Origin of the sequence: Xanthomonas prunicola (assembly GCF_025266575.1) — a bacterium.
Taxonomy (GTDB): domain Bacteria; phylum Pseudomonadota; class Gammaproteobacteria; order Xanthomonadales; family Xanthomonadaceae; genus Xanthomonas; species Xanthomonas prunicola.
Genome location: NZ_CP096142.1, coordinates 3,118,558 through 3,141,394, shown reverse-complemented (window position 1 = coordinate 3,141,394; position 22,837 = coordinate 3,118,558). Strand labels below are relative to the sequence as shown.

Annotated in this window: 18 protein-coding genes and 1 other RNA gene; 11 read left to right on the top strand and 8 right to left on the bottom strand. The window is 64.1% G+C overall.

The genetic code is table 11. The features are described from left to right. Window positions 1–651 precede the first annotated feature (651 nt). Window positions 652–2,538: an arginine decarboxylase gene (speA, locus tag M0D43_RS13350; RefSeq protein WP_252161779.1), complete on the bottom strand. Its 1,887-nt coding sequence runs from the start codon at window positions 2,536–2,538 to the stop codon at window positions 652–654. Between the two features lie 238 nt (window positions 2,539–2,776). Here speA and speE point away from each other — a divergent pair, with 238 nt between their 5' ends. Then, window positions 2,777–3,634 carry a polyamine aminopropyltransferase gene (speE, locus tag M0D43_RS13345; protein ID WP_101364395.1) on the top strand — a complete coding sequence of 286 codons (858 nt, stop codon included), beginning with the start codon at window positions 2,777–2,779 and terminating at the stop codon, window positions 3,632–3,634. A 382-nt stretch (window positions 3,635–4,016) separates the two neighbouring features. Here the strand turns inward: speE and M0D43_RS13340 are convergent, their stop codons facing one another. Continuing rightward, window positions 4,017–4,628 carry a PH domain-containing protein gene (locus tag M0D43_RS13340; protein WP_252161778.1) on the bottom strand — a complete coding sequence of 204 codons (612 nt, stop codon included), beginning with the start codon at window positions 4,626–4,628 and terminating at the stop codon, window positions 4,017–4,019. A 193-nt stretch (window positions 4,629–4,821) separates the two neighbouring features. Further along, window positions 4,822–5,634, bottom strand: a complete 813-nt coding sequence (locus M0D43_RS13335; RefSeq protein ID WP_252165062.1) for an outer membrane beta-barrel protein — start codon at window positions 5,632–5,634, stop codon at window positions 4,822–4,824. A 544-nt stretch (window positions 5,635–6,178) separates the two neighbouring features. Between M0D43_RS13335 and M0D43_RS13330 the strand changes: the two genes are divergently transcribed. Beyond that, a complete protein-coding gene (locus M0D43_RS13330) occupies window positions 6,179–6,835 on the top strand; it encodes an RIO1 family regulatory kinase/ATPase domain-containing protein (protein WP_252161777.1) in 657 nt (218 codons plus the stop codon). Between the two features lie 204 nt (window positions 6,836–7,039). On the opposite strand, the gene M0D43_RS13325 is transcribed toward M0D43_RS13330, so the two are convergent. Both M0D43_RS13325 and M0D43_RS13320 read right to left on the bottom strand, forming a co-directional pair. Beyond that, window positions 7,040–9,019: a glycoside hydrolase family 84 protein gene (locus M0D43_RS13325; RefSeq protein WP_252161776.1), complete on the bottom strand. Its 1,980-nt coding sequence runs from the start codon at window positions 9,017–9,019 to the stop codon at window positions 7,040–7,042. 473 nt (window positions 9,020–9,492) lie between these two features. Next, window positions 9,493–9,867, bottom strand: a complete 375-nt coding sequence (locus M0D43_RS13320) for a P-II family nitrogen regulator (RefSeq protein ID WP_008574841.1) — start codon at window positions 9,865–9,867, stop codon at window positions 9,493–9,495. A gap of 153 nt (window positions 9,868–10,020) precedes the next feature. Here M0D43_RS13320 and ubiK point away from each other — a divergent pair, with 153 nt between their 5' ends. From ubiK to M0D43_RS13305, 3 genes are all read left to right on the top strand, one after another. After that, window positions 10,021–10,299: a ubiquinone biosynthesis accessory factor UbiK gene (ubiK, locus tag M0D43_RS13315; protein ID WP_064632685.1), complete on the top strand. Its 279-nt coding sequence runs from the start codon at window positions 10,021–10,023 to the stop codon at window positions 10,297–10,299. 15 nt (window positions 10,300–10,314) lie between these two features. Beyond that, window positions 10,315–11,835, top strand: coding sequence for a YifB family Mg chelatase-like AAA ATPase (locus tag M0D43_RS13310; RefSeq protein ID WP_252161775.1), 1,521 nt, complete (start codon window positions 10,315–10,317; stop codon window positions 11,833–11,835). Window positions 11,836–12,136: 301 nt separating this feature from the next. Further along, complete coding sequence (locus tag M0D43_RS13305; RefSeq protein WP_252161774.1) at window positions 12,137–12,646, top strand: lipocalin family protein; 510 nt, start codon at window positions 12,137–12,139, stop codon at window positions 12,644–12,646. A gap of 161 nt (window positions 12,647–12,807) precedes the next feature. Here M0D43_RS13305 and M0D43_RS13300 read toward each other — a convergent pair whose 3' ends face one another. Further along, a complete protein-coding gene (locus tag M0D43_RS13300; protein ID WP_252161773.1) occupies window positions 12,808–12,984 on the bottom strand; it encodes a hypothetical protein in 177 nt (58 codons plus the stop codon). 382 nt (window positions 12,985–13,366) lie between these two features. Here M0D43_RS13300 and M0D43_RS13295 point away from each other — a divergent pair, with 382 nt between their 5' ends. After that, on the top strand, window positions 13,367–14,929 hold the full coding sequence (locus tag M0D43_RS13295) for an EAL domain-containing protein (RefSeq protein ID WP_252161772.1): 1,563 nt from the start codon (window positions 13,367–13,369) through the stop codon (window positions 14,927–14,929). Window positions 14,930–14,993: 64 nt separating this feature from the next. Here the strand turns inward: M0D43_RS13295 and M0D43_RS13290 are convergent, their stop codons facing one another. Both M0D43_RS13290 and M0D43_RS13285 read right to left on the bottom strand, forming a co-directional pair. Beyond that, on the bottom strand, window positions 14,994–16,115 hold the full coding sequence (locus M0D43_RS13290; RefSeq protein WP_252161771.1) for a fatty acid desaturase family protein: 1,122 nt from the start codon (window positions 16,113–16,115) through the stop codon (window positions 14,994–14,996). A 9-nt stretch (window positions 16,116–16,124) separates the two neighbouring features. Continuing rightward, complete coding sequence (locus M0D43_RS13285) at window positions 16,125–17,201, bottom strand: ferredoxin reductase (RefSeq protein ID WP_101364404.1); 1,077 nt, start codon at window positions 17,199–17,201, stop codon at window positions 16,125–16,127. A 92-nt stretch (window positions 17,202–17,293) separates the two neighbouring features. On the opposite strand from M0D43_RS13285, the gene fabR reads away from it, so the two are divergent. The 5 genes from fabR (at window position 17,294) to M0D43_RS13260 (ending at window position 22,773) form a co-directional block, all read left to right on the top strand. After that, window positions 17,294–17,941: an HTH-type transcriptional repressor FabR gene (gene fabR, locus M0D43_RS13280; RefSeq protein ID WP_005989260.1), complete on the top strand. Its 648-nt coding sequence runs from the start codon at window positions 17,294–17,296 to the stop codon at window positions 17,939–17,941. Between the two features lie 736 nt (window positions 17,942–18,677). Then, a non-coding RNA gene (locus tag M0D43_RS13275) (sX9 sRNA) lies at window positions 18,678–18,753 on the top strand. A gap of 610 nt (window positions 18,754–19,363) precedes the next feature. After that, window positions 19,364–20,488: a slipin family protein gene (locus M0D43_RS13270; protein WP_252161770.1), complete on the top strand. Its 1,125-nt coding sequence runs from the start codon at window positions 19,364–19,366 to the stop codon at window positions 20,486–20,488. A 54-nt stretch (window positions 20,489–20,542) separates the two neighbouring features. Then, window positions 20,543–21,766: an RtcB family protein gene (locus M0D43_RS13265; protein WP_252161769.1), complete on the top strand. Its 1,224-nt coding sequence runs from the start codon at window positions 20,543–20,545 to the stop codon at window positions 21,764–21,766. Window positions 21,767–21,972: 206 nt separating this feature from the next. Then, complete coding sequence (locus M0D43_RS13260; protein WP_252161768.1) at window positions 21,973–22,773, top strand: hypothetical protein; 801 nt, start codon at window positions 21,973–21,975, stop codon at window positions 22,771–22,773. Window positions 22,774–22,837: the final 64 nt, after the last annotated feature.

The window sequence follows — 22,837 nt, the reverse complement described above, 5'->3', positions numbered from 1 at the left end:
CACAATGAACCGTGCAAAAATCACGAATTTCGCGTTTCCTGCAAATAATTTTTGCTGAAGTGTGATTGCAACTAGTGTTCTGGAAGCATACGTCTGGTTGCAGATTCGGCGCTGCATGCAGGGCCACACACAAAACGCGATGCGTGTCGCGTCAGTGCAGTGAGCGCCTGATTGCAGGCGAATTTGCGTTCTTCGCATGACATAGAAGAGCGCAATGAATAAGACCACTGCGAAAGAAACCATTGGCGCACCTGCGTTATCAAACAAACCACTGCACGTCACACGGCACCGCTTGCGAAACACATCGCTTGCGTTGGTTCGATCGTGCGCCGGTCGTTTGAATGGCATACGGCGCGGCACTCTGCCGATCAACGGCGCGCAGTCGCGCTGATCGTGGTTCGCAGTGCTGTGGGGCTGCGCTGTTGCGCACCTCTCTAACGCCATGCGTACGTGGCTGAGCGGCTGCAAGCGGCCAGGCCTTCAAAGCCCGACGGTGCAGTGTCTGACAGGTGTATGCCAGATCAAGTAATAGCCGCGTCCGCTTGGCGACTGCTTAGTGGTCCTGCAAAGCTCCAGTGCCGCGGAAACAGCGCTGATCTTGCATCAGCGCTGCAGGCGCGCCACGGCATCGGCCGCAGCGCGCGTCCTGCCTCAGCCCAACGGTTCGTCGGACAGATAGGTGTAACCGGTCAGGCCGGCTTCCAGTGCGTCGTGCAATTCCTGCGCGCGCTCCGGCGATAGCTGTGCGGCGGCGATGCGCTCGGCATAGGTGGCACGCAGCGTGGCCAGTTGGTAGCCCACGTAATCCAGCATCACGTCGGTGGTATCGCCGCGACGCTGCTGCACGATGCGATAGCCATCGCCATCCACCGCCACTTCCACCGCATCGGTATCACCGAACAGGTTATGGATATCACCGAGGATTTCCTGGTAGGCACCCACCAGGAAGAAGCCGATGCGATAGCTCTCACCGGCGTTCAAGCTGTGCAGCGGCAACGAGCTGTCCAGGCTTTCGTTCTCGACATAGGTCTTGACCATGCCGTCGGAATCGCAGGTCATGTCGGCGATGATGCCGCGCCGCTGCGGCGCTTCGTTCAAGCGTTCGATCGGCACGATCGGGAACACCTGATCGATCGCCCATACGTCCGGGATCGACTCGAACACGCTGAAGTTGACGAAGTACTTGTCCACCAGCCGCTCGTTGAGCTCATCCAGCACCGGGCGATGGCTCTTCTCGTCGAAGCTCAGGCGCGCACGCACGCCGTGGGCGATGGCATAGAACAAATCGTCGATGCGTGCACGGTGGGTCAGGTCGATCTGGCCCAGTGCATAGGCGCTCAAGCCTTCGGCATGGAAGTGCTGCGCTTCCTGGAACAGTTCCACTGCCGGGCGCATGTCGAGCTCGTCGTGGATCTCGCGCAGGTGGCGGATCGCTGCCGGTTCGTCGGCGTGCGCGTCCGGCACGCGGCCTTCGGGCGCCTGCTCCACTTCCGAGACGTTGGCGATCAGCACCGCGTGGTGCGCGGTCATCGCGCGCCCGCATTCGGTGACGATGCGCGGCGGCGGCAGGCCGTGTTCTTCGCAGGCGCTGGCCAGCGGCTGCACGATGTTGCTGGCGTACGAATGCAGGCCGTAGTTGATCGAACAATAGCTGCGTGAGCGCGTGCCTTCGTAATCGATGCCCAGGCCGCCACCGACATCCACGTGGCTGATCTTCGCGCCCAGGCGCGAGAGCTCAACGAAATAGCGCGTGGCCTCGCGCATGCCGTTGGCGATGTCGCGCACGTTGGAGATCTGCGAGCCCATATGGAAATGCAGCAGATTCAGGCTGTCGGCGTACTCGGTGTCACGCAGCGTCTTCCACAGGTCCAGCACCTGGCGCGGCGAGAGACCGAACTTGGCCTTGTCGCCGCCGCTGTTCTGCCACTTGCCCGCGCCGAGCGAGGCCAGGCGCATGCGCACGCCCAGGCCGGGCTTGACGTCCAGCGCGCGCGCCTCGTCCAACACCAAGGTCAGCTCGGAAGGCTTTTCGATGACGATGAAGGTCTGCAGGCCCAACTTGCGGCCGATCAGTGCCAGGCGGATGTATTCGCGGTCCTTGTAGCCGTTGCAGACGATCAGCCCGCCCGGACGCGACAGCGCCAGCACCGCCATCAGCTCCGGCTTGCTGCCCGCTTCCAGGCCGAAACCGTCGCCATGATGGCTGGCCAGGGTGCCGGCCACGCCGCGGTGCTGGTTCACCTTGATCGGGTACACCGCAGTGTAGCCGCCGGCGTAGTCCCACTCCGATTGCGCCTGCGCGAACGCCGCCTGCAGCTTGCCCAGGCGCTGGCCCAGGATGTCCGGAAAGCGCACCAGTAGCGGCAGCTTGGCGCCGGCCGCGCGCGCGGCATCCACCACCTCGGGCAGCGACACCGCCGGGCCATCGGCAGTCGGGGTGACCACCACGTGTCCGGCAGCGTTCACATCGAAATACCCATCGGCCCAATGCGGGATCGAGTAGGTCTTGCGGGCTTGGTCGAGGGACCAATCGCTCATTTCGTTGTCTCGGCTGGGGCAAAAAAGGGCGTGAAGTGTAACGCCTGGCACGCGCAGGGTCCGTTACAATCCGCGCCGACTTCACACCCTGCTCCTGACCGGATCGGGGTCGAGCAAGGGTCAGCCGCTGCGCAGTCTGCGCTGCACGAGGCGACGCCCGACCCTCATCCGGCGCCACGCGCCACCTTTTCCCGCCGGGAGAAGGAACAGCCCGCTTCTTCTAGATTAGGACGTCCGCATGAGCACCAACGACAACTGGTACATCGAACACTTCCAGCCGACCGGTTCGGCCATCGGCTTTCGCATCAGCGGCAAGCTGGACGAGGTGCAGTCCCCGTTCCAGAAGATCGAGATCTACCAGACCACCGACTGGGGCAAGCTGATGCTGATCGACGGCGCGGTGATGCTGACCAGCCGCGACAATTTCTTCTACCACGAGATGATCAGCCACCCGGCGCTGTTCACCCACGCCGCGCCCAAGCGCGTGGTGATCATCGGCGGCGGCGACTGCGGCACCCTGCGCGAGGTGCTCAAGCACCCGGGCGTGGAAAGCGCCACCCAGTGCGACATCGACGAGCAGGTCACCCGCATGTCGGAGACGTATTTCCCCGAGCTGTGCGATTCCAACCACGACGCGCGCGCCGAGCTGCTGTTCGACGACGGCGTGGCCTACATGGCCAATTGCCCGGCCGGCAGCGTGGATATCGTGATCGTCGATTCCACCGACCCGGTGGGCCCGGCCGAAGGCCTGTTCAACAAGGCCTTCTACGAGAGCTGCTTCAAGGCGCTGAAGGACGACGGCATCCTGGTGCAGCAGTCCGAATCGCCGCTGGCGCTGCTGGCGCTGATCAACGAAATGCGCACCGAAATGGGCAAGGCCGGCTTCCAGTCGTTCAAGACCCTGCCGTTCCCGCAGCCGTGCTACCCCACCGGCTGGTGGAGCGTGACCATGGCCAGCAAGCAGGCCAACGCCGACTTCGCCTTCCGCCAGGCCGATGCCCAGTCCAAGGGCTTTGAGACGCTCTACTACACCGCCCACCTGCACACCGGCGTGCTGGTGGCGCCGCCGTTCGTAGCCAAGGCGCTGGGCGAGTAAGCGCGACAAGCCAACCGCCGCCGGCCGGACCGGGCGGTGCTCGCACTCGCAGCGCAGGCATGGTCGCGGGTGATTCGTGGCACCGGCCGCGCCCGCCTGGCAGTGCGTAACAGGTGTTTGGCAGCTGCTTTTTGCGTGACACCGCCTGCGTGCCTACAGCGCGCGGGCCGATGCTCTAGCGCACCGTCTCGGCCTGCCGGTTCGCGCAACGGCGGTCGAGTGTGAGGCCAGAGGGCGGCTAGCGGCCCTCTGGAGCGGCAATCAATCGACAACGCAGCCGTACGATGGGCGCATCAGTGATTCGCGACCGTTGCTGCGTCACCGATGGCGATCTATCGCGCGGCGCGTTCAAAGCCGACCAACGCGCGCTGTGCCAAGTGGCCTATAACCGCCCCAGCACTTCGGTTTTCTTGGCGTCGAATTCGTCCTGCGTGATCAGCCCCGCATCCAGCAATTGCTTGAGCTTGCTCAGCACCTGTATCGGATCGTCGGTGGCAGGGGCAGGCGTGGGCTGAGATGGCACCGCCGTGCCGGGCGCACCCGGTGCATGCACCACCACGCCGCCGGCGGCCGCACGCAGCTTGTCGATCTCCAGCTGCTGGCGTTTTTCGTAGGCGGATTCTTCCACCTGCTGCGCATAGGCATACACGCGCCGCGCCTGTTTCTTGGGGAGGCTGTCGATGGATGCGTAGGCGCCTTGCGTGGTGCGGCACATGATGGTAGCCCCGAGCATCTGTTCGCTCATGTGCACATCGAGCACCTCGCGCCAGGGGAAATCGCGGAACGTCATGCCGAACAGTTTCGGGTAGACCACGATGAACCTGCGGTTGGTCAGCACCACCGCGTCCGGCGACAGGTTCATCACCATCTTCTTCTGCACGGCGATGTACTCGACCTGCTCGTCGCGGGTCAGCAGCTCGGTGACCTTGGGCAGGATCTTGCCCACAGCCACCGGGTCCTGCTCGTCTGTCAAAAACTGCGCCAATGCGTCCATCTGCCCTCGCCCACGGCTGAATCATTGCGTTGAGCGCGACACTACAACACCCCGCATGGATGGCTGTGCAATGCCGACACCTGTCTGCGGTGCAGCTTCAAACCGGGTTGCTGTCTGCTGCCTAGCGGCCGCCATGCGGCATGCCGCAGCAGGGCGAGCGCTGCCGCCCGCCCGTCGTTGCCGTTGACCCACATCAGAAGCGGATTTCGGCTCCGAAGCTCAGCACTTCCGCACGGTTGATCGTGAGGTCTTCATAGTCGTCGTAATACGCGTCAGCGTAGACGTAATTCGTGTAAAGCGCGCTCAAGCTGACGTGCCTGCCGATGTCCACACCGAGACCGGCGCCCACATACGCGCCATAAACGCGTTCGTTGTAGTCCTCACCCTTCGCCGTGCCGCCCCAGTAGCCCAGCCGCACAAGCGCAAATACCGGGACATCGCCAAAGTTGAAGCGTGCCGTTCCACCGATGCTGCCGAAGTCCACGTTTGGAATGACAACGAAGCCGTCCGCGTCCTTGGAACCATCCACTTTCCCGGTTGCGGCTTCGATGCCGATCAATGTGACTGGACCTGCGCGCCAGCGGTAGCCGACGTTGAAGCCCTGCATATCCTGCTCGCCGTTTTCAAACACCTTGGCTTTGCCGCTCTGCACACCAAGGAACATGCCGCTCTTGAGGCGTTGCTCTTCTTCGCGCGGCGGCGGCGGTACGTAGGCAGGTGCGGCAGGGACTGCCTGCGCCGACGTCTGCTCGGTCACCGTGCCGAATCCGCCAGGCTCGCCGAGCTGGCTGGTGCCACTTCCACCGACAACGGCTGGTGCTCCGCCGATGCCCGCTTGCGCGGGGCGCGCCGACTGCGCAGCCGGCGCGGTGATGCCCTGCGTGCCAATCTGCTGCTTTTGCTGTTGATGGTAGCTGTCCCAGCCGCGCGACAACGATTGCGCCGAGGCCTGAGCCGTGACGCCGAACGCCGTGCAAGCCAACAGCAGTGTTGCGGTCCTTTTCATCGCATCCCCCAATGAGTCGTACTCCATCCTTGCGCACGCAGGGGTCACCTGACGGCGTCTGGAAGTGGCGCAGTTGCTGTCGAAATTCGGAGGCTTTCCCGGCATCACCGGATGTCATGCGACATCGATCCAGGCGCCGCCAAAGAGCGTGCCCGTGCTAACGCGTGATGCAGCCCCCCCTGACCGCAGCCGGCACAGTGTCCGGAGTCTCACCAGCTGCAAGAAGCGATGTGACCATTGCCGCGCAGCCACAGGCCTGAGTTGCCTAGGCGCTTACTAGGTGCCAGGCATCGCGCTGGCGATAGGACAACGCTACTTGCCGCTGGCGTTGCCCGCATCAGTCGCCAGCGCGTAGCCATAAAGCGGAAAAATTCCGCCAAGCGCCTGATTAACAAAGCCGTTCCATCTCCAGAACATTACATTTATTAAATAAATGTAATTTCAGTACTAGCAAATTCTAAAATTATCCGGGCCGACCCCCTCGATTATCGTGAACCTGTGCAACGCGTGACATCTCCGCGCCGGCAGGGTCCGGAGAACTGCCATGCATTACCAGCCGCTGGATGTGTCCAGCCTGCACCTCGTCACTCCCGTTCTGCTCAAGCAAGGCACCCGGCTGCTCGAGCCCGACGTCTACCGCACCCACATGGATGGGCAGCTGGCGGTGGTCAAGGACTACGGCCGCTATCGCCGCACGCTGTTGGCGCCCATCGCGCGGTTGATGGTGCGCCACGAGGCCAGGATGCTGCGGCAGCTGCACGGCTGGCGGCATGCACCGGCCTTGCTCGGCACGCTAGGCGGCCTGGCGTTGGGCATGGAATTCATTCCCGGCGACACGCTTAGCACCCGCACCGTCGTGGGCCAGGACGTCTTCCAGCAATTGCAGCAGGCGCTGCGCCGGTTGCATGCGTTCGGCATCACCCATAACGATCTGCATGGCACCAATGTGGTGGTCAGTGCGGGCGTGCCGGTCCTGATCGATTTCACCTCGGCGTGGCGATTCCCGCGCTGGCTGCAGCGCGGCACGCTGGCACGTCAGCTGCAGCGTAGCGACGTGGCCAACTTTCACAAAATGCGCCAGCGCCTTGCCGGCATCGCGCCGACTGCCGACGAATCCGCACGCAATGCCGAACCGCGCTGGGTACAGGCGATTCGCAGCGGCTGGCAGCGGCTGTATCGGCGCTTGAAAGGTATTGTGTGATCAGCGCTGCTGACGAAAGCAGCTGACCCCATTGGGTCATGCCATCTGCTGCGCTGATTTCGTCGGTTTGATCTGTAGAGCCGACATCCCTCGAGCGCGCGATGCAACGTGCTGCGCTGCAGATGGCAACGGCGCTGCCGTGTTTGCATGCACAGCGACGCCAATGGTCGCCCATGCGCGCAGCTGTGCCTACGTACTACCCCATCACTTTGCTGCTGCCGGATCGGCGACCTCGCGATAGGCGATCAAGCGCGGCGCCTGCGCGATGAAGCGGTCGAGCACGCCGTCGGCGATCTTGACCGGGCCACCAAAGCGGGTCGCGCCGGGAATCGACGGAACCGCAGCAGCGACCGCGGCGCGTGCAGCCGCCTCGGCGAACAATGCGGGCGCTTCGGTGTCGCCGCGATTTGCCGCATCCAGCCCGGCTGCCGTCTTCTGCAACGCGCCGCCCCAGCCTTCCATCGCGATCAGCCAGGGGCGCGATTGCTCGGCAAAGCCCTTGTCAGCCACGCCCTCGCGAATGATCTGCGGCGCCGCAGCCATCTCGTCGGCAGTGCGCGCCAATTCGGCAATCGCCTGCGTGCGCGCTGCAGCATCGCCGAGTGCGATCGCTTCGCGCACATGATCGAGCACGGCCTTCAAGCGTGGCGCCTGTTCCTGCCACGGCTGGCTACCGAAGGTGGGCGCCAAGTGCTGGGTATCGAAGAAGGTCAGCAATGCCGCAGTGACACGCGCATCGCCGCCGGCCAGATCACGCGCTGCCGCATGCCAGGTGCGTTGCGCGTCGTAGTCCTTGTCGTTCCAGGCGAACGCGGTCAGTCCCATCACTGCAACGCGGCTGGGCACTTCCTGATTCATCGGGTTGGACACGATGCCGGACAACTCGGCCGACAGGCCGGCCTCGCGCCGCGCATACGGCGCCATCAGCAAGCGCCCGGCCGAGGTTTCGAAATCGTTGACCGGGTAGTTGTCCCACAGCAGCGTCTTGCGGCCGAATGCCTTGGTGGCAGCACGCGCGTCGGGGATGGAAATGGCCGGCGGCACCACGTCGGTACCGGTCCACTGCACCACGATCTTCGGGTCCAGGTGCTTGCGCAGCGCCTCCTTGTACGGGCTCTCTTTGGCGTCGTAATACTCGGTCGGCACCATGATCAATTCCGAGGTTGCATCGTGCCGCGCAACCAGATCTGCCTGTACCAGATTGAGCAGATGCGACTGCGCAATACCGGCCGCCTGCGCGCCGGACTCACCGAAGGTGGTCTTGTCGCGCTCGCAATTCCACTTGGTGTATTCGATGTCGTCCAACGCCACATAGAAGCTGCGCACGCCCAACGCGCGGAATGCATCGAACTTGCGCAGCAGCGCCTTTGCATCGGCCGGATCGGAGAAGCAAACCGTGGGGCCGGGCGAAATCGCGTAGACGAAATCGACATGATTGCGCTTGGCGGTGGCGGCCAATTTGCCCAGTGCCTGCAACGTCGCTTTCGGGTACGGATCGCGCCAGCGATCGCGCGCGTAGGGGTCGTCCTTCGGGCTATAGATGAAAGTGTTGGCCTTGGTGCGGGCGAGGAAATCGATGTGCTTGCTGCGGTCGCTCATCGACCACGGGGCGCCATAGAAGCCTTCGATCGTGCCGCGGATCGGCATGGCCGGATAATCCTGGATCGTCAGCGCCGGGATAGCTGGTCGCTCGACCAGCTGACGCAGCGTCTGCGCCGCATGGAACAGGCCATCACCGTCGTGGCCGGCCAGCGTGATCAGGCTACCGCGGTCCAGCGCAACGCTGGCCAGCGTATAGCCCTCCTTGTGGGTGTCCTGCGTCGCCTTGCTACGCGTCAATGCATCGCGCACCACTGCCGCATCGCCGGTGCCGAGCACGACGTGCGGGCGGTCCAGCGTGGCAGGCAAGCGCGTGGCGGTCGCAATCTTGGTGACACCGGCGCTGCCGAGAATGCTGCGCACCAGCGCGACGGTGGCCTTGTCCGTGCCAAGTGCGACCACCAGCACCACTGAACGGTCCAAGGTGACCGTCGCGCCGTCTAGCGTGATCGATACCGGCGTCGGATAGATCGCTGGCTGGGTGACCGGTTCGGTCGCCACCTGCGCCAATGCCGGTGCAGCCATGCCCAGCGCCGCCAATACCGAAAACAGGCGCACGCCTGGCTTGCTGTTGCGTCGCTTCATGTCGAACTCCGGTATTGGAATGGTATTACGCATTAGAGTAGGCAAGTCGCGGGGCGGCGACAAGCGCGGCCGGCATTGCCATCTGGCCAGCACTGAAAAGTGCCGTCTCATCACTTCAGCCTGCCTCTCCATGGCAATCAACGGAAGCTCGGCTGCGATACTTGGCGGTATTGAAATGGTATGAAACGCGGATGGCAACTGTGGTGCCTGCCTGCGGCGGCTTGGCCCATCCGCACCCAACCGTGCAGCAGCTTCAGTGATGCGCTGCACAGCCAACGCAGTCAGCGCGCGCGGCGCGCGGACGCAAGGCCTGAGCGGCCCGAGAGCCCTGCGATCGGTGCAATGCCACGGCGGTGCCGTGGCATTGCTGCCTCAGCAATACGGAGCCTCGGAAGCGCAGTTGCGCGGGCAGAGGGCGTCACCCCCTTCACCACCTGCAGCGCGCACCTTGCACCTGGCAAGCCGTCGCGACCCTACAGCGCGTCGCTGTCCAGTTCGCCGGTGCGGATGCGCACCACCGTGCCCAGGTCGTATACGAACACCTTGCCGTCTCCGATCTTGCCGGTGCCGGCCGCCGCGACGATCGCCTCGACCACGCGCTCGGCCTGGTCGTCGGTCACTGCCACCTCGATCTTCACCTTGGGCAGGAAATCGACCACGTATTCGGCGCCGCGATACAGCTCGGTGTGGCCCTTCTGGCGTCCGAAGCCCTTGACCTCGGTCACCGTGATGCCCGCCACCCCACAGCCGGCGAGCGCTTCGCGCACATCGTCGAGCTTGAACGGTTTGACGATGGCCATGATCATTTTCATCGGTGCAGGTCCCAGGGCATGACGGCCGCGCAGCATACCGTGGACGGGGGCAACACTCATCCAACCGTGCACTGCCGTCACCGCAGACGACAGCCGAATGGGACTATTCTTACTGCCTGCCGACTGCCTTGCCGATGTCCCGCGTGTCCCGGCCTGCACTAGGCTTCCTACGGACCTGCGGAGAACACCATGATCGATTTCAATCAGCTCGACGACCTCGCCCGCCGCCTCAGCGACCTAGTGCCGCCGGGCCTGCGCCAATCGCGCGAAGAACTGCAGAGCACTTTCAAGGGCGCGCTGCAGGCCGGGCTGGGCAAGCTGGACCTGGTCACCCGCGAAGAATTCGACGTGCAGCGCGCGGTGCTGTTGCGTACCCGCGAAAAACTCGACGCGCTGGAGCAGACCGTCGCCGCACTGGAGGCGCGCGCGCCCGGCACGCCGCCCGCTGCACCGCCCACCACCCCCTGAGTTAGGCCACCCACCATGAGTCTGGCGCTGGTGCATAGCCGTGCCCGCGTGGGGGTGCACGCGCCCGAGGTTCGGGTGGAAGTGCATCTCTCCGGCGGTCTTCCCTCTACCCAGATCGTGGGCCTGCCCGAAGCGGCAGTGCGCGAATCACGCGAGCGCGTACGTGCTGCCCTGCTGTGCGCACAGTTCGAATTTCCCGCCCGGCGCATCACCATCAATCTGGCGCCGGCCGATTTACCGAAAGAAGGCGGCCGGTTCGATTTACCGATCGCACTCGGCATCCTGGCTGCCAGCGGGCAGATCGACCGCCAGGCCCTGGCCGATTACGAATTCCTCGGCGAGCTTGCGCTCACCGGCGAGCTGCGCGGCGTCGATGGCGTGCTGCCCGCGGCGCTAGCGGCCGCGCAGGCAGGGCGACGATTGATTGTGCCGCTGGCCAACGGCGCCGAAGCCGCGATTGCCGGGCACGTCGAAGCCTTCACCGCGCGCACGCTGCTCGACGTCTGCGCCACGCTCAACGGCAGCCAGAAAGCGCCTGCCGCCGAGTTGGCGGTGCAGGCGCTCGGCGCCCGCGCCCTGCCCGACATGGCCGATGTGCGCGGGCAACCGCACGCCCGCCGCGCGCTGGAGATCGCCGCTGCCGGTGGGCATCATCTCCTTCTGGTCGGCAGCCCTGGCTGCGGCAAGACCTTGCTGGCCTCGCGCTTGCCAGGCCTATTGCCCGAAGCCAGCGAAGCCGAAGCACTGGAAACAGCGGCCATTACGTCCATCAGCGGCCGCGGGCTGGATCTGGCCCGCTGGCGGCAGCGGCCGTATCGGGCTCCGCACCACACTGCCAGCGCAGTCGCGCTGGTGGGCGGTGGCACGCATCCGCGCCCCGGCGAGATTTCGCTCGCCCACAACGGCGTCTTGTTCTTGGACGAATTGCCCGAGTGGCAACGACAAACCCTGGAAGTGCTGCGCGAGCCACTGGAGTCGGGTCTGGTCACGATCTCACGCGCGGCGCGCAGCGTGGATTTCCCGGCACGCTTCCAACTGGTCGCGGCCATGAACCCGTGCCCGTGCGGCTGGGCGGGCGATGGCAGCGGGCGCTGCCGCTGCAGCAGCGACAGCATCCGCCGCTACCGCAGCCGCATCTCCGGCCCGTTGCTGGACCGCATCGATCTGCATGTCGAAGTGCCACGCCTACCGCCGCAGGCACTGCGAAGCGGCAACCTTGGCGAGGACAGCGCCAGCGTGCGTGGCCGCGTGGTCGCCGCACGGCAGCGCCAGCTTACGCGCGGAGCGCTGCCCAATGCGCAACTGGATCAGCCCGACACCGACCGGCATTGCCGTCTGCAACACGACGATCAAGTGCTGCTTGAGCGCGCCATCGAACACCTGCAGCTGTCCGCCCGCTCGATGCATCGCATCCTGCGCGTGGCACGCACCATCGCCGATCTCGACAACAGCGCGGACATCGCCACGCGCCATCTGACCGAAGCGATCGGCTATCGCAAACTGGATCGCGCACTGAGTGCGGCCAGCGCGGCATAGCGTGTTCGGCATGGCACTTTGAGGCACGTCATTCGCACGCCATGCGCGGGTTTGCCAGCCAGGCACTGCGAAGCGCCCTTATTGTTAGGAAGCTACGTATATTTGGGGGCTATGATTTGCCGCCGCGATGGTCATCGCGTGCAGCCAATGGATCACCACATCGTGCCAAACGCCAGTGCGCACAGCACCGATGTCCTCGCACACACCGCCGCTCCCGGCACGGCCGCATGCCTGACATCCCAACGTGTATTTCATGGCGATGCACGTACAACAGGCGCCACTCCATTGTGCAGAGGGCTGTATGAGCCACCACCCCGAACTCGCCACTGTCCCCTCGCTGGATCTGAATCGTTATCTGGGCACGTGGTACGAAATCGCCCGCCTGCCGATCCGCTTCGAGGATGCGGACTGCACCGATGTATCGGCGCACTACACCCTGGAAGACGACGGCAATGTGCGTGTGCAAAATCGCTGCCTCACGGCAGAAGGCGAGCTGGAAGAAGCGATCGGCCAGGCACGCGCGATCGACGGCACGCACAGCCGGCTGGAGGTGACCTTCTTGCCAGAGGGCTTGCGCTGGATCCCCTTCACCAAGGGCGATTACTGGGTGATGCGCATCGACGCGGCTTACACCGCTGCACTGGTCGGCAGCCCCGATCGAAAGTACCTGTGGCTGCTGGCACGGTTGCCGCAGCTGGACGAAAACATTGCGCAGGCCTATCTGGCGCACGCACGCGAACAAGGCTTCGACCTGGCACCGCTAATCCACACACCGCACACTGGGCGACTGACCGAGCAACCGCTTCCGTAACCAGGGAGCCGTCCTCGGTACTCGGGACTCGGCACTGACAGTCCCGACCGGCACATCCTGTATGCATCGGTCCACAGGCGTGATCGCCATGCATGATGCAGGCGATCAAGCGCAGGGCACGCCGTAGGTCGACCAGCGTGCCGCTAGCACGTCGCCTGCGGTCAGCCGTTGAGCGTGCCCAGATCGTTGGCGGCCGCTTGGGCGCCTTCCAGGCTGTCGAAGGCCACGCCGGTATCGCCGACCACGTACTTGGTCAGCTCGCCGTCGCGGGTGGTTTCCTGCATCTTGAAAATCGGCACTGCATCGGTGCCGCCGACGCGTTCTTTCTGCGTTGTCATGGGTGATTCCTCCAGTGAAAGCGCCTTGCATGGGACCGGATTGTCCCGCCGCTCCCGTCCGGGAGCGCAGACGATCCGACCCTAACGCGATATCGCGTGGAGGCGCGTGAATCCGCAGGCGACCCCGACTGCAATGATGCGTTGCAAGGGGCAATTGACAAAAATCACGGCGGCTTTGCTCCACAAACGCGCGCAACGCACGCGTGTGTCGTACATTCGCGACGTGCAGCCTCATCAGTCAATGCCGTGCGTCACCAATCGCTGCGTGCGACGCGTTCGCACGCACGGCGAGCCTGCGTTGGCCATTGGCTACCGCACGCATTGCTCGCATCGCCTCGGAGGCCGTGCGTGAACCGGCCGCACCGTCGATGCGGGTGGTGAGGTGAAACGCCAACGCATTATCAGTGTGACCGTGCTGCTGGTGTTGCTCTGCGCAACGCTCCCGGTTGGCCTGTCCTACTACCTGGCCTGGCGGCTGGCGTTGGCGCGCGAAGAGGGCAGGCTGAGCCAGCTGGCCGCGCTGGCGATCCGCCGCACCGAAACCGCCTTCGACGAGGCACATGGCGCACTGCTGAATATGGCCGCCTCGCGGCTGCCGCCATGCTCGCCCGCGCATCTGGCGCAGATGCGCGCATTGGTGCTGACCAGCCATTACATCGTCGAGCTGGGGCGCTTCCAGCAAGGTCGTCTTAGCTGTACCTCATGGGGGCAACTGCGCGACAGCATTCCGCAGTCCACCGCCGATTTTGTGGTCAAGCGCGGTATCGCAGTGACCACGCGGCTACTGCCGTTGGCCAATCCGCAGCGTCCGCTGATGGCACTGCAACTGGGCGACTACAACGTCCTGATCAACCCCGACACGTTGGCCGACATCAATATTCCGCCCGGCCTGCAACTGGCGATCGGCACACCGGACGGGCAGCTTCTCAGCAGTACTGGCACCGCCGCCGAACGATTGCTGATCGAGCCAGCCGACGAACGTGCACCGGACGACCGCGTGCTGTCGCAGGTACTGTTCGGACGCGACCGGCGTGGCGACTGGACGGCGGTGGTCACCGAACCGGTGGCCTACCTGCGCGGTCCGCTGGCGGCGGCACGGTTGCAACTGGTGCCGGTGGGCATCGCGGTGGCGCTGCTGCTGGTCGGTGCGGTGCTGTGGGTGTCGCGGCGGCGGCTGTCGCCGCTGGCGCGGCTGGAAATCGCGGTGCAGCGTGGCGAGTTCATCGTTCACTACCAACCGATCATTGCGCTCGACAGCGGGGCCTGCGTCGGCGCCGAAGCGTTGGTGCGCTGGCAGCAACCCGACGGCGTGCTGGTGCCGCCGGATGCCTTCATTCCGCTGGCCGAAGAAAGCGGTCTGATCCTGCCGATCACCGACCTGGTGGTCGCCGAAGTCATCCGCGAACTCGGCCCCACTCTGGCGGCCGACCCGGCACTGCACGTGGCCATCAATGTCTCCGCCGAAGACATCAAGAGCGGCCGTGTGCAGAGCGTGCTAGAGCATGCGTTGCGTGGCACCGGCATAGACAGCGGCCAGCTGTGGGTGGAAGCGACCGAACGCAGCCTGATGGACATCGACGCGGCGCGCACCACCATCACCCGTCTGCGTGGCGCCGGGCACACGGTGTCGATCGACGACTTCGGCACCGGCTATTCGAGCCTGCAGTATCTGCAAGGTCTGCCGCTGGATGCGTTGAAGATTGATAAGTCGTTCGTGGACACCATCGGCACCCACTCGGCCACCAGCGCAGTGACCGCGCATATCATCGAGATGGCCAAAACGCTGCAACTACGAACCATCGCCGAAGGCGTCGAGCGGCAAGAGCAGCTCGATTATCTGCGCGCCCATGGCGTGGATCTGGCGCAAGGCTGGCTGTTCTCGCGCGCGTTGCCGGCCACTGGTTTCATCGCCTATCACGCACAGGCACGCAGTACGGCGCATTGACCGCAGCAACAAGAAAGGCGGCCAATGGCGGCCTTTCGATGTCGATCACGCGTTGGGCATCCGATTACGCGCTCTGCAATGCACCGCTGCTGTGGCGCACCGGCTTGGGCCGGCTCGGGAAGGCGTGGCGCACGATCCGCCACATCACCTGACCGAACTGCCGCGGCAGCGAGCCGGTGTTGTAATGCTGACCGTAGCGCGCACAGACCTGTTTCACTTCGACCGCGATCTGCGCATAGCGATTGGCCGGCAGGTCCGGGTAGAAGTGATGCTCGATCTGGTGACTCAGGTTACCCGACAGCACGTTCATCAGCTTGCCGCCAGTAAGGTTCGACGAACCGCGCAGCTGGCGCAGATACCAGTGACCGCGCGATTCGTTGCGGATGGAGTCTTTCGGGAACACTTCGGCATCGGCGGTGAAGTGGCCGCAGAAGATGATCACGAAGGTCCAGATGCTACGCAGCACGTTGGCGGCAAGATTGCCCAGCAGCACGGTCAGGAAGAACGGGCCGGCCAGCAACGGAAACACGATGTAGTCCTTGAGCATCTGGCGACCCATCTTGCGGCCGACCGGCAGGAACGAGGCGCGCAATTCGGCCGCCTTCATCTTGCCGGCGAACCAGCGGCCCAGACGCAGGTCCTGGATCGCCACGCCCCATTCGAACAGCAGCGCGAATACCACCGCGATGAAGGGCTGCAGCAGGTAGAACGGGCGCCAGCGTTGTTCGGGGAAGATGCGCAGCAGGCCATAGCCGATGTCATCGTCCATGCCGCGCACATTGGTGTAGGTGTGGTGCTTGAAATTGTGCGTCTTGCGCCAGTTGTCGCCGGTGGCAACGATGTCCCACTCGTAGGTGTTGCCGTTGAGCTGCGGGTCGCCCATCCAGTCGTACTGGCCGTGCATGACGTTATGGCCCAGCTCCATGTTCTCCAGGATCTTGGACAGCGTCAGCAACACCACACCGGCAATCCACGCCGGAATCAGCACGCCGTGCACGAACGCACCCAGGAACAACAGCGCACGACCGGCCACGCCGGTCCAGCGCACGGCAGCCACGATACGACGGATGTAGCGCGCATCGGCGGCGCCGACCTGGCGCTGCACGCGGGCGCGGATGGCATCGAGTTCGTCGCCGAAGGACTGCAATTCGGCAGCGGACAGGGCACGGTTATGGACTCGGCTCATGAAGATTCCTTAAAGGTCCAGGATCAGGTCAGTGCTCGGGGCACTGATGCACAGGCGGACCTGTGCGGTGGGTTCGTTGCTGCGCTCACCGGTGAGCAGGTGGCGCGTGGTACCGGACTGGCGCGCGCAGGCGCAGGTGTTGCAGATGCCCATGCGGCAACCGTGTTTGGGCCGCAGGCCTTGCGCTTCCAGCCCCTCCAGCAGCGACTGACCGCGCGGCAAGGTGAGCGTACGGCCGCTGCGTGACAGCTGGACCTGTACCTGCCCTGCTTCGCTTTCGTCCAGTGCCGGCACGCTGAAGGCTTCGGCCTGAAATGCAGCCACGCGTCCTTGCAGACGTTCGCGCGCGGCTTGCACAAAACCGCCCGGGCCGCAGACCATCACATGGCGCTGGTCCAGCACGGCAATCTGATCCAGCGGATAAGTGTCGATGCGTGCGGCCGGCGTCTCGCCTTCGCGGGTGGTCAGCAACTGCACGCGCAGGCGCGGATGCGCAGCGGCCAGCGCGGCGAATTCGTCGACAAAACAGGCTTCGTCGCGCTGGCGCACCCAGTACAGCAGGTCCACGTCCATCGGCATGCCAGCGTGTGCCGCGGCCTGCAGCAACGCGCGCATCGGCGTGATGCCCGAACCGGCGGCCAGCAACAGCAACGGTGTCGGCGTCGTCGGCAACAGCATGTCGCCGAAGGCAGGGTCCAGCGACACCACCGTGCCCAATGCCGCATCGTGCGCCAGATAACGGCTCACCTGCCCGCCCTCGATCGCCTTGACGGTGATCGCCAGGCGGCCATCGGCCAGCACGGTCGGGCTGTAGCTGCGCAGCAGGCGGCGACCGTCGATCTCCACGCCCAGGCTCACATGCTGACCGGCCTGCAAGCCACGCCAATGGCCGTTGGGCTGCAACACCAGGGTCACCGCGTCGCGGCTGGCTGGGGTGCGTTCGACCAGGCGCGCCATCGGCTGTTCCAGCGTCCACAACGGGTTGATCCGGGTTGCCCAGAAATCGAACAGGTGCGGCGACACCAGCCGGCGCGCAAGACGCGCCGGCAGCGGGGACTTGGACTTGGGAGGAGATGCCAGGTTCATGGGTTGCACTATACGCATGCATGCACAGCCGTGTATACACTTGTATATTGCCAGAGGGGCTATGATTCAGGCCCACGCCCGGCTGCACCCTCATGACCTCCATCGCCCTGCCTTCCCACGACGCGCCGCCGTCCCGCAAGCCGGCGATTTCACGCGAGGATCTCATTGCTGCTGCGCTGTCGTTGATCGGCCCCCACCGCAGCCTGTCCACGCTGAGCCTGCGCGAAGTGGCACGCGAGGCCGGCATTGCGCCGAACAGCTTCTACCGCCAGTTCCGCGACATGGATGAGCTCGCCGTGGCCTTGATCGATCTGGCCGGCCGCTCGCTGCGCACCATCATCGGGCAGGCCCGCCAGCGCGCCACCTCCACCGACCGCAGCGTCATCCGCGTCTCGGTCGAGGCCTTCATGGAACAGCTGCGCGCCGACGACAAGCTGCTGCACGTGCTGCTGCGCGAAGGCGCGGTGGGCTCGGACGCCTTCAAGCAGGCGGTGGAGCGCGAGCTGACCTATTTCGAAGACGAACTGCGCGTGGACCTGATCCGCTTGGCCGCCGCCGACAACGCCAAGCTGCACGCGCCGGCTCTGGTGTCCAAGGCGATTACCCGTCTGGTGTTTGCGATGGGCGCGGTGGCGATGGATTCTCCGCCGGAGAAGGATCCCGAGTTGATCGAGCAGATCTCACAGATGCTGCGCATGATCCTGACTGGCGCGCGCACCCTGGGCACACACGGCGGCTGATTGTTCGCGTCGATGGTGGCGCGCGCGTGAGTCATCGGGCTCGTGTGCGCACTGGCGGAGCTGGCCCGGCACACAGTGCATTGCCAGACAGCCACTCGCTGGCCTCGACATGCTTTATCTGCACTGCGTGAAACCAGCGCATCGCCGGGCAACGCTTCTTCCATCCATTCCCCACAGCGCATCGCAACCGATACACACACTGCATTCTCTTTCGACTGCCCGAAAGATAATCCGAAAATACTTGCATAAAGTGCTTGCGCAATCAAAAAGACGCAGGTAATGTTCGCGCCCTCGGCAGGCACGCCTGCACTTTCACAGAATCAAACGCATGCACCTGCTCAATTCCGCCAGATTCAATCGACTGCCCAGCGCACACCGCGCGGCATCGTTTGTGCGCACGAAGAAAGCAGCCGTGCGCATCACCCGCTTCGACTGATGTCCTGACAAGGAGATCGGTCACCCGATCTCCGAGGCAAGCGAACGCCCTCGGATGCTGCATCCGGGGGCGTTTTCGTTGTGCGTTCGCATCGACTTTTGTGGATGATCTTCCGGACACCCGGGCATGGATTGCCCGACAACAGGGATGTTGCACGCGACCAGGCGCGAGAGCGCTGTGCCCAGGTGTCGGGCACGGGTGGCGCGTGGTCATGCACATACAAAAATGACCATTTGAATAAGAGCGACTAATGAACTGATGCGCAGCCGTCAGGCCGGCGCGGCCGGTGCTCGAATCGATATGTACTACTCGTACACTGCGATTCCTGCGTGCCGTCCACGCCCGCCTGACAACTGCTCGCTACGTTGTATTTGCCGCTCTAACGGTAATCAGAAACACTGCGGAAGATATTCAGCGGCCTGGAGTTTATTCCAGCTGGTGCGCGCGGCTGTGCCGTGGCGTATACCGAACTCTTTCTCAGGGTTTCTCGTTACGGGTATCGGCTCCTGGAGGAGCAGCGGCGAAAGCCGAAGGCCTGGTTCGATTCCGGAATACTCACCACTGGATAGCTCAGTTGGGTAGAGCAACAGATTTGCAATCTGTCTGTCGCGGGTTCGAATCCCGCTCCATGCATGACCTTCTCGGTCATTCCTCGGGACGCAAGTCCCTTTACGGAAACGCCCATGCCGCAGGCAAACAGGCAAGCCATCGCCTGAGTGTCTGCAGCAGCGGCGCCCCTGCCGGGCCCTTGCCCTGGACGCGCGTGCTGCGCTGTTCGCTACCGCTGCGCAAGTCATCGCACCGCGGTAGTCACGCACTTGCAGGCGCCAACAGCGCATTGCGCCCCGCACGGCCGCCGTCACCGGCGTTTCCACCTTTCAACGCCGCGTTGCATCGGCAAACGTTTCGCCAGCAGTCCGATCCGGGCGGCGGGACGGCTGCATTCCCGGATCGGACCACCAGAGCCACACCTAAGGAGAAATGCCATGTTCTGGACCAAGAGGGTCGTGATCGGTGACGGCGAGCGCGGCCTGGTGTATCGCAACCGTCGCTTCGAGTGCGTGCGTGTCCCCGGTGTGTATCGCCTGTTCGATCCATTGGGTCGCACTGAAGTCAGCGTTCACGCCATCACGCAAGGCGCCTATGAAGGCCCCGACGCGCAGATGCTGATCGACACGCTCGGCAGTACCCTGCCGCAGCACTTCGTACTGGCCGATATCGGTACCGGACAGGTCGGCTTGCTGATCCGCAACGGCAAGCTCGCCGACGTCTTGCCACCGGGCACGCGCATGCTGTACTGGCGTGGCCCTGCGGCGATCGAGGTGCAAAGCCTGCCACTGGGCGATGGGCTGAAGATGCCCACCGATGTGCAACGCAGGCTGCGTCAGCTCGGCACCCTGTCGCGGGTGGCGGTCTGCATGGACGTGCCCGCCGAGTCGCAAGGGCTGGTGTTCGTCGACGGCAAGCTGATCGCACCGTTCGGACCGGGGGCGTATGCGTTCTGGAATTTCCAGAAGAACATCGCCACCGAAGTGATCGATCTGCGTGTGCAGTCGGTCGAGGTATCCGGGCAGGAGCTGTTGACGCGCGACAAGGTGTCGTTGCGGGTCAACCTGGCCGCCAGCATGCGCGTCACCGATGCCGTGGCAATGCGTACGCGCGTGGCCAAGGCCGGCGATTATCTCTACCGCGAGTTGCAGTACGGCTTGCGGCGGGCGGTTTCGGCCAAGACGCTGGACGAGTTGTTGGGCGACAAGGCCTCGCTGGATGCGGATATCTTCGGATATGTGCGTGGCAGCGTGAGCGGCTTCGGCATCGAGGTGCTGGGCGTCGGCGTCAAGGACGTGATCCTGCCGGGTGAGATGCGCGAGATCCTCAATGCAGTGGTGCAGGCGGAAAAGCAGGCGCAAGCCAACGTCATCCGCCGGCGCGAAGAAGCCAACGCCACGCGTTCGTTGCTCAACACCGCCAAGCTGATCGAAGACAGCCCGGTGCTGATGCGTTTGAAGGAGCTGGAGGCGCTGGAAAAGGTCACCGAAAAGATCGACAAGCTCACCGTGTTCGGCGGCCTGGATGGCGTGCTGAAGCAGTTGGTGACGATCAGGCAATAAAGGCAGCGCGTGGCGGAAGGATCTGCCACGCGCTGCCGCAAGGCAATGACAACAATGAGTACTTCACGACACTTTGAATTTCTGCATGCCCAAGGCAGCACCACCCCGATCAAGGGCTGGGTGCGCGGCGTGCCACTGGAAGAGCAGGCGCATGCGCAGCTGCGCAATATCGCAGCGGTGCCGTTTGTCGGTCCGTGGGTCGCGGTGATGCCCGACGTGCATCTGGGTAAGGGCGCGACCGTGGGCTCGGTGATTCCGACCCGTGGCGCCATCATCCCGGCGGCGGTCGGCGTGGACATCGGCTGCGGCATGGCCGCGGTGCGCACCACGCTGCGTGCCAACGACCTGCCCGATAATCTGGCGCAGTTGCGCTCCAGCATCGAGCGTGGCGTGCCGGTGGGCAACGGTCGTGGCGGCGAGCACCGCAAGCTGCCGGACAGCATCGAAACCCGCATCGCGCAGTCGGGGTTGGTGCAACGTCTGGACGCGATCAAGCAGCAACACAAGCGCATCCGCACCGACAAGCTGGAATGCCAGATCGGCACGCTGGGCGGCGGCAATCACTTCATCGAGATCTGTCTGGACGAAACCGATGCGGTATGGGTGATGCTGCATAGCGGTTCGCGTGGTACCGGCAACCTGATCGGCACGTACTTCATCGAGCGCGCGCGTGAGCAATTGGCGCATCGTGTGTTGGGCTTTCATCTGCCCGACAAGGACCTGGCGTTCTTCATGCAGGGCGAGCCCTTGTTCGACGAATACGTCCAAGCTGTGTCGTGGGCGCAGGATTACGCCCGCGAAAATCGCGAGGCGATGATGGCGCGTGTGCTGGCCGAGATGCGTCATCGCTTGCCGAAGTTCCAGCTGGAAAAGCTCGCAGTCAATTGCCACCACAACTACGTGCAGAAGGAGACGCACGCTGGCGAGGAACTGTTGATTACCCGTAAGGGCGCGGTGAGCGCACAGAGCGGGGAGTTGGGGATCATTCCTGGGAGCATGGGCACACGCAGCTACATCGTGCGCGGGCTGGGCAACGCCGACAGTTTCCACAGCTGCAGCCACGGCGCAGGGCGTGTGATGAGCAGAACTGCTGCACGTGCGCAGATCACGCTGGCACAGCACCGCGAGGCCACCGCGCATGTGGAATGCCGTAAGGATGCGGCAGTGATCGACGAGTCGCCTGCGGCGTACAAGTCGATCGATGCGGTCATGGCCGCGCAGCAGGATCTGGTTGAAGTGCTGCACACCCTGCGCCAGGTGGTGTGCATCAAGGGGTAGAAAAAGGGCCGCACTAGCGGCCCTTTTTTCTTGCACACACCCCGCGCGCGGGAGTCAGCAACCTCATCCGCAATGCGATGCACAGTTCAGTCATGTCGCGATGGCACTCACATCAAAGCACGCACGTTTCACTCTTTCAACGCCATCGTTGCGCCTCGTTCGCGACCTGATTTACAGGGCGCATCCATCAACAATCCGGAGGCGGTATGAGCAATCTCAATGAGCAGGAACGCAAAGAAGAAGCAAAGGATTTGAACCGCGACCCGATCTCCGGTGCACCCGGGGCGCATCCGGTTGGCGTGAGCGTTGGTGGCATCGCCGGTGGTGCAGCAGCAGGCGCGCTCGCAGGCACGGTATTCGGCCCGCTTGGTACCTTGATCGGCGCAGCAGCCGGTGTGGTCGCAGGCGCTGCAGCGGGTAAGGGCGTGGCTGAACGTCTCGATCCGACGGTAGAGACCGAATACTGGCGCCAGGAACATCGCAATCGTCCTTACTACAAGGAAGGCACCGATTACGATCGCGACTATGCAACCGTCTATGGATTCGGTTTGCAGGCTCGCGAAACCCGCCCCACCAGCACCTGGGAAGAAACCGAAGCCACACTGGCTGGCGAATGGCCGCGTAACCGCGGTCAATCGCGCCTGGAATGGGACCAAGCCCGTCTTGCCGCACGCGATGCGTGGGACCGGGCAGACCGCACCCACACGGTCTACCGCGACAGCGACACGCATTACGAAGGCCGCTTCGACAGCGCCAGCTACCGCGATACCGACTATTCCTATGACGACTATCGCCCGGCCTATCGCTATGGCATGCAGGCGCGCCAGCAGCACGCCGGCCGCCAGTGGGATGATCACCTGGAACGCGATCTGGGCGATGGCTGGGACCGCTTCAAGGCCAATTCGCGCCTGAGTTGGGAAAAGGCCAGGCATGCAGTGCGTGAGGCATTCGACTCCGAGCATCACGATGCAGCGGCGCGTCGTAACCCGACCGACCCGCGTGTTTAATCGCTTGTAGCGGCTTGGCAGAAAGCGCCACCGTCGCGCGATGCGTTGCATCAGAACGGGCCCG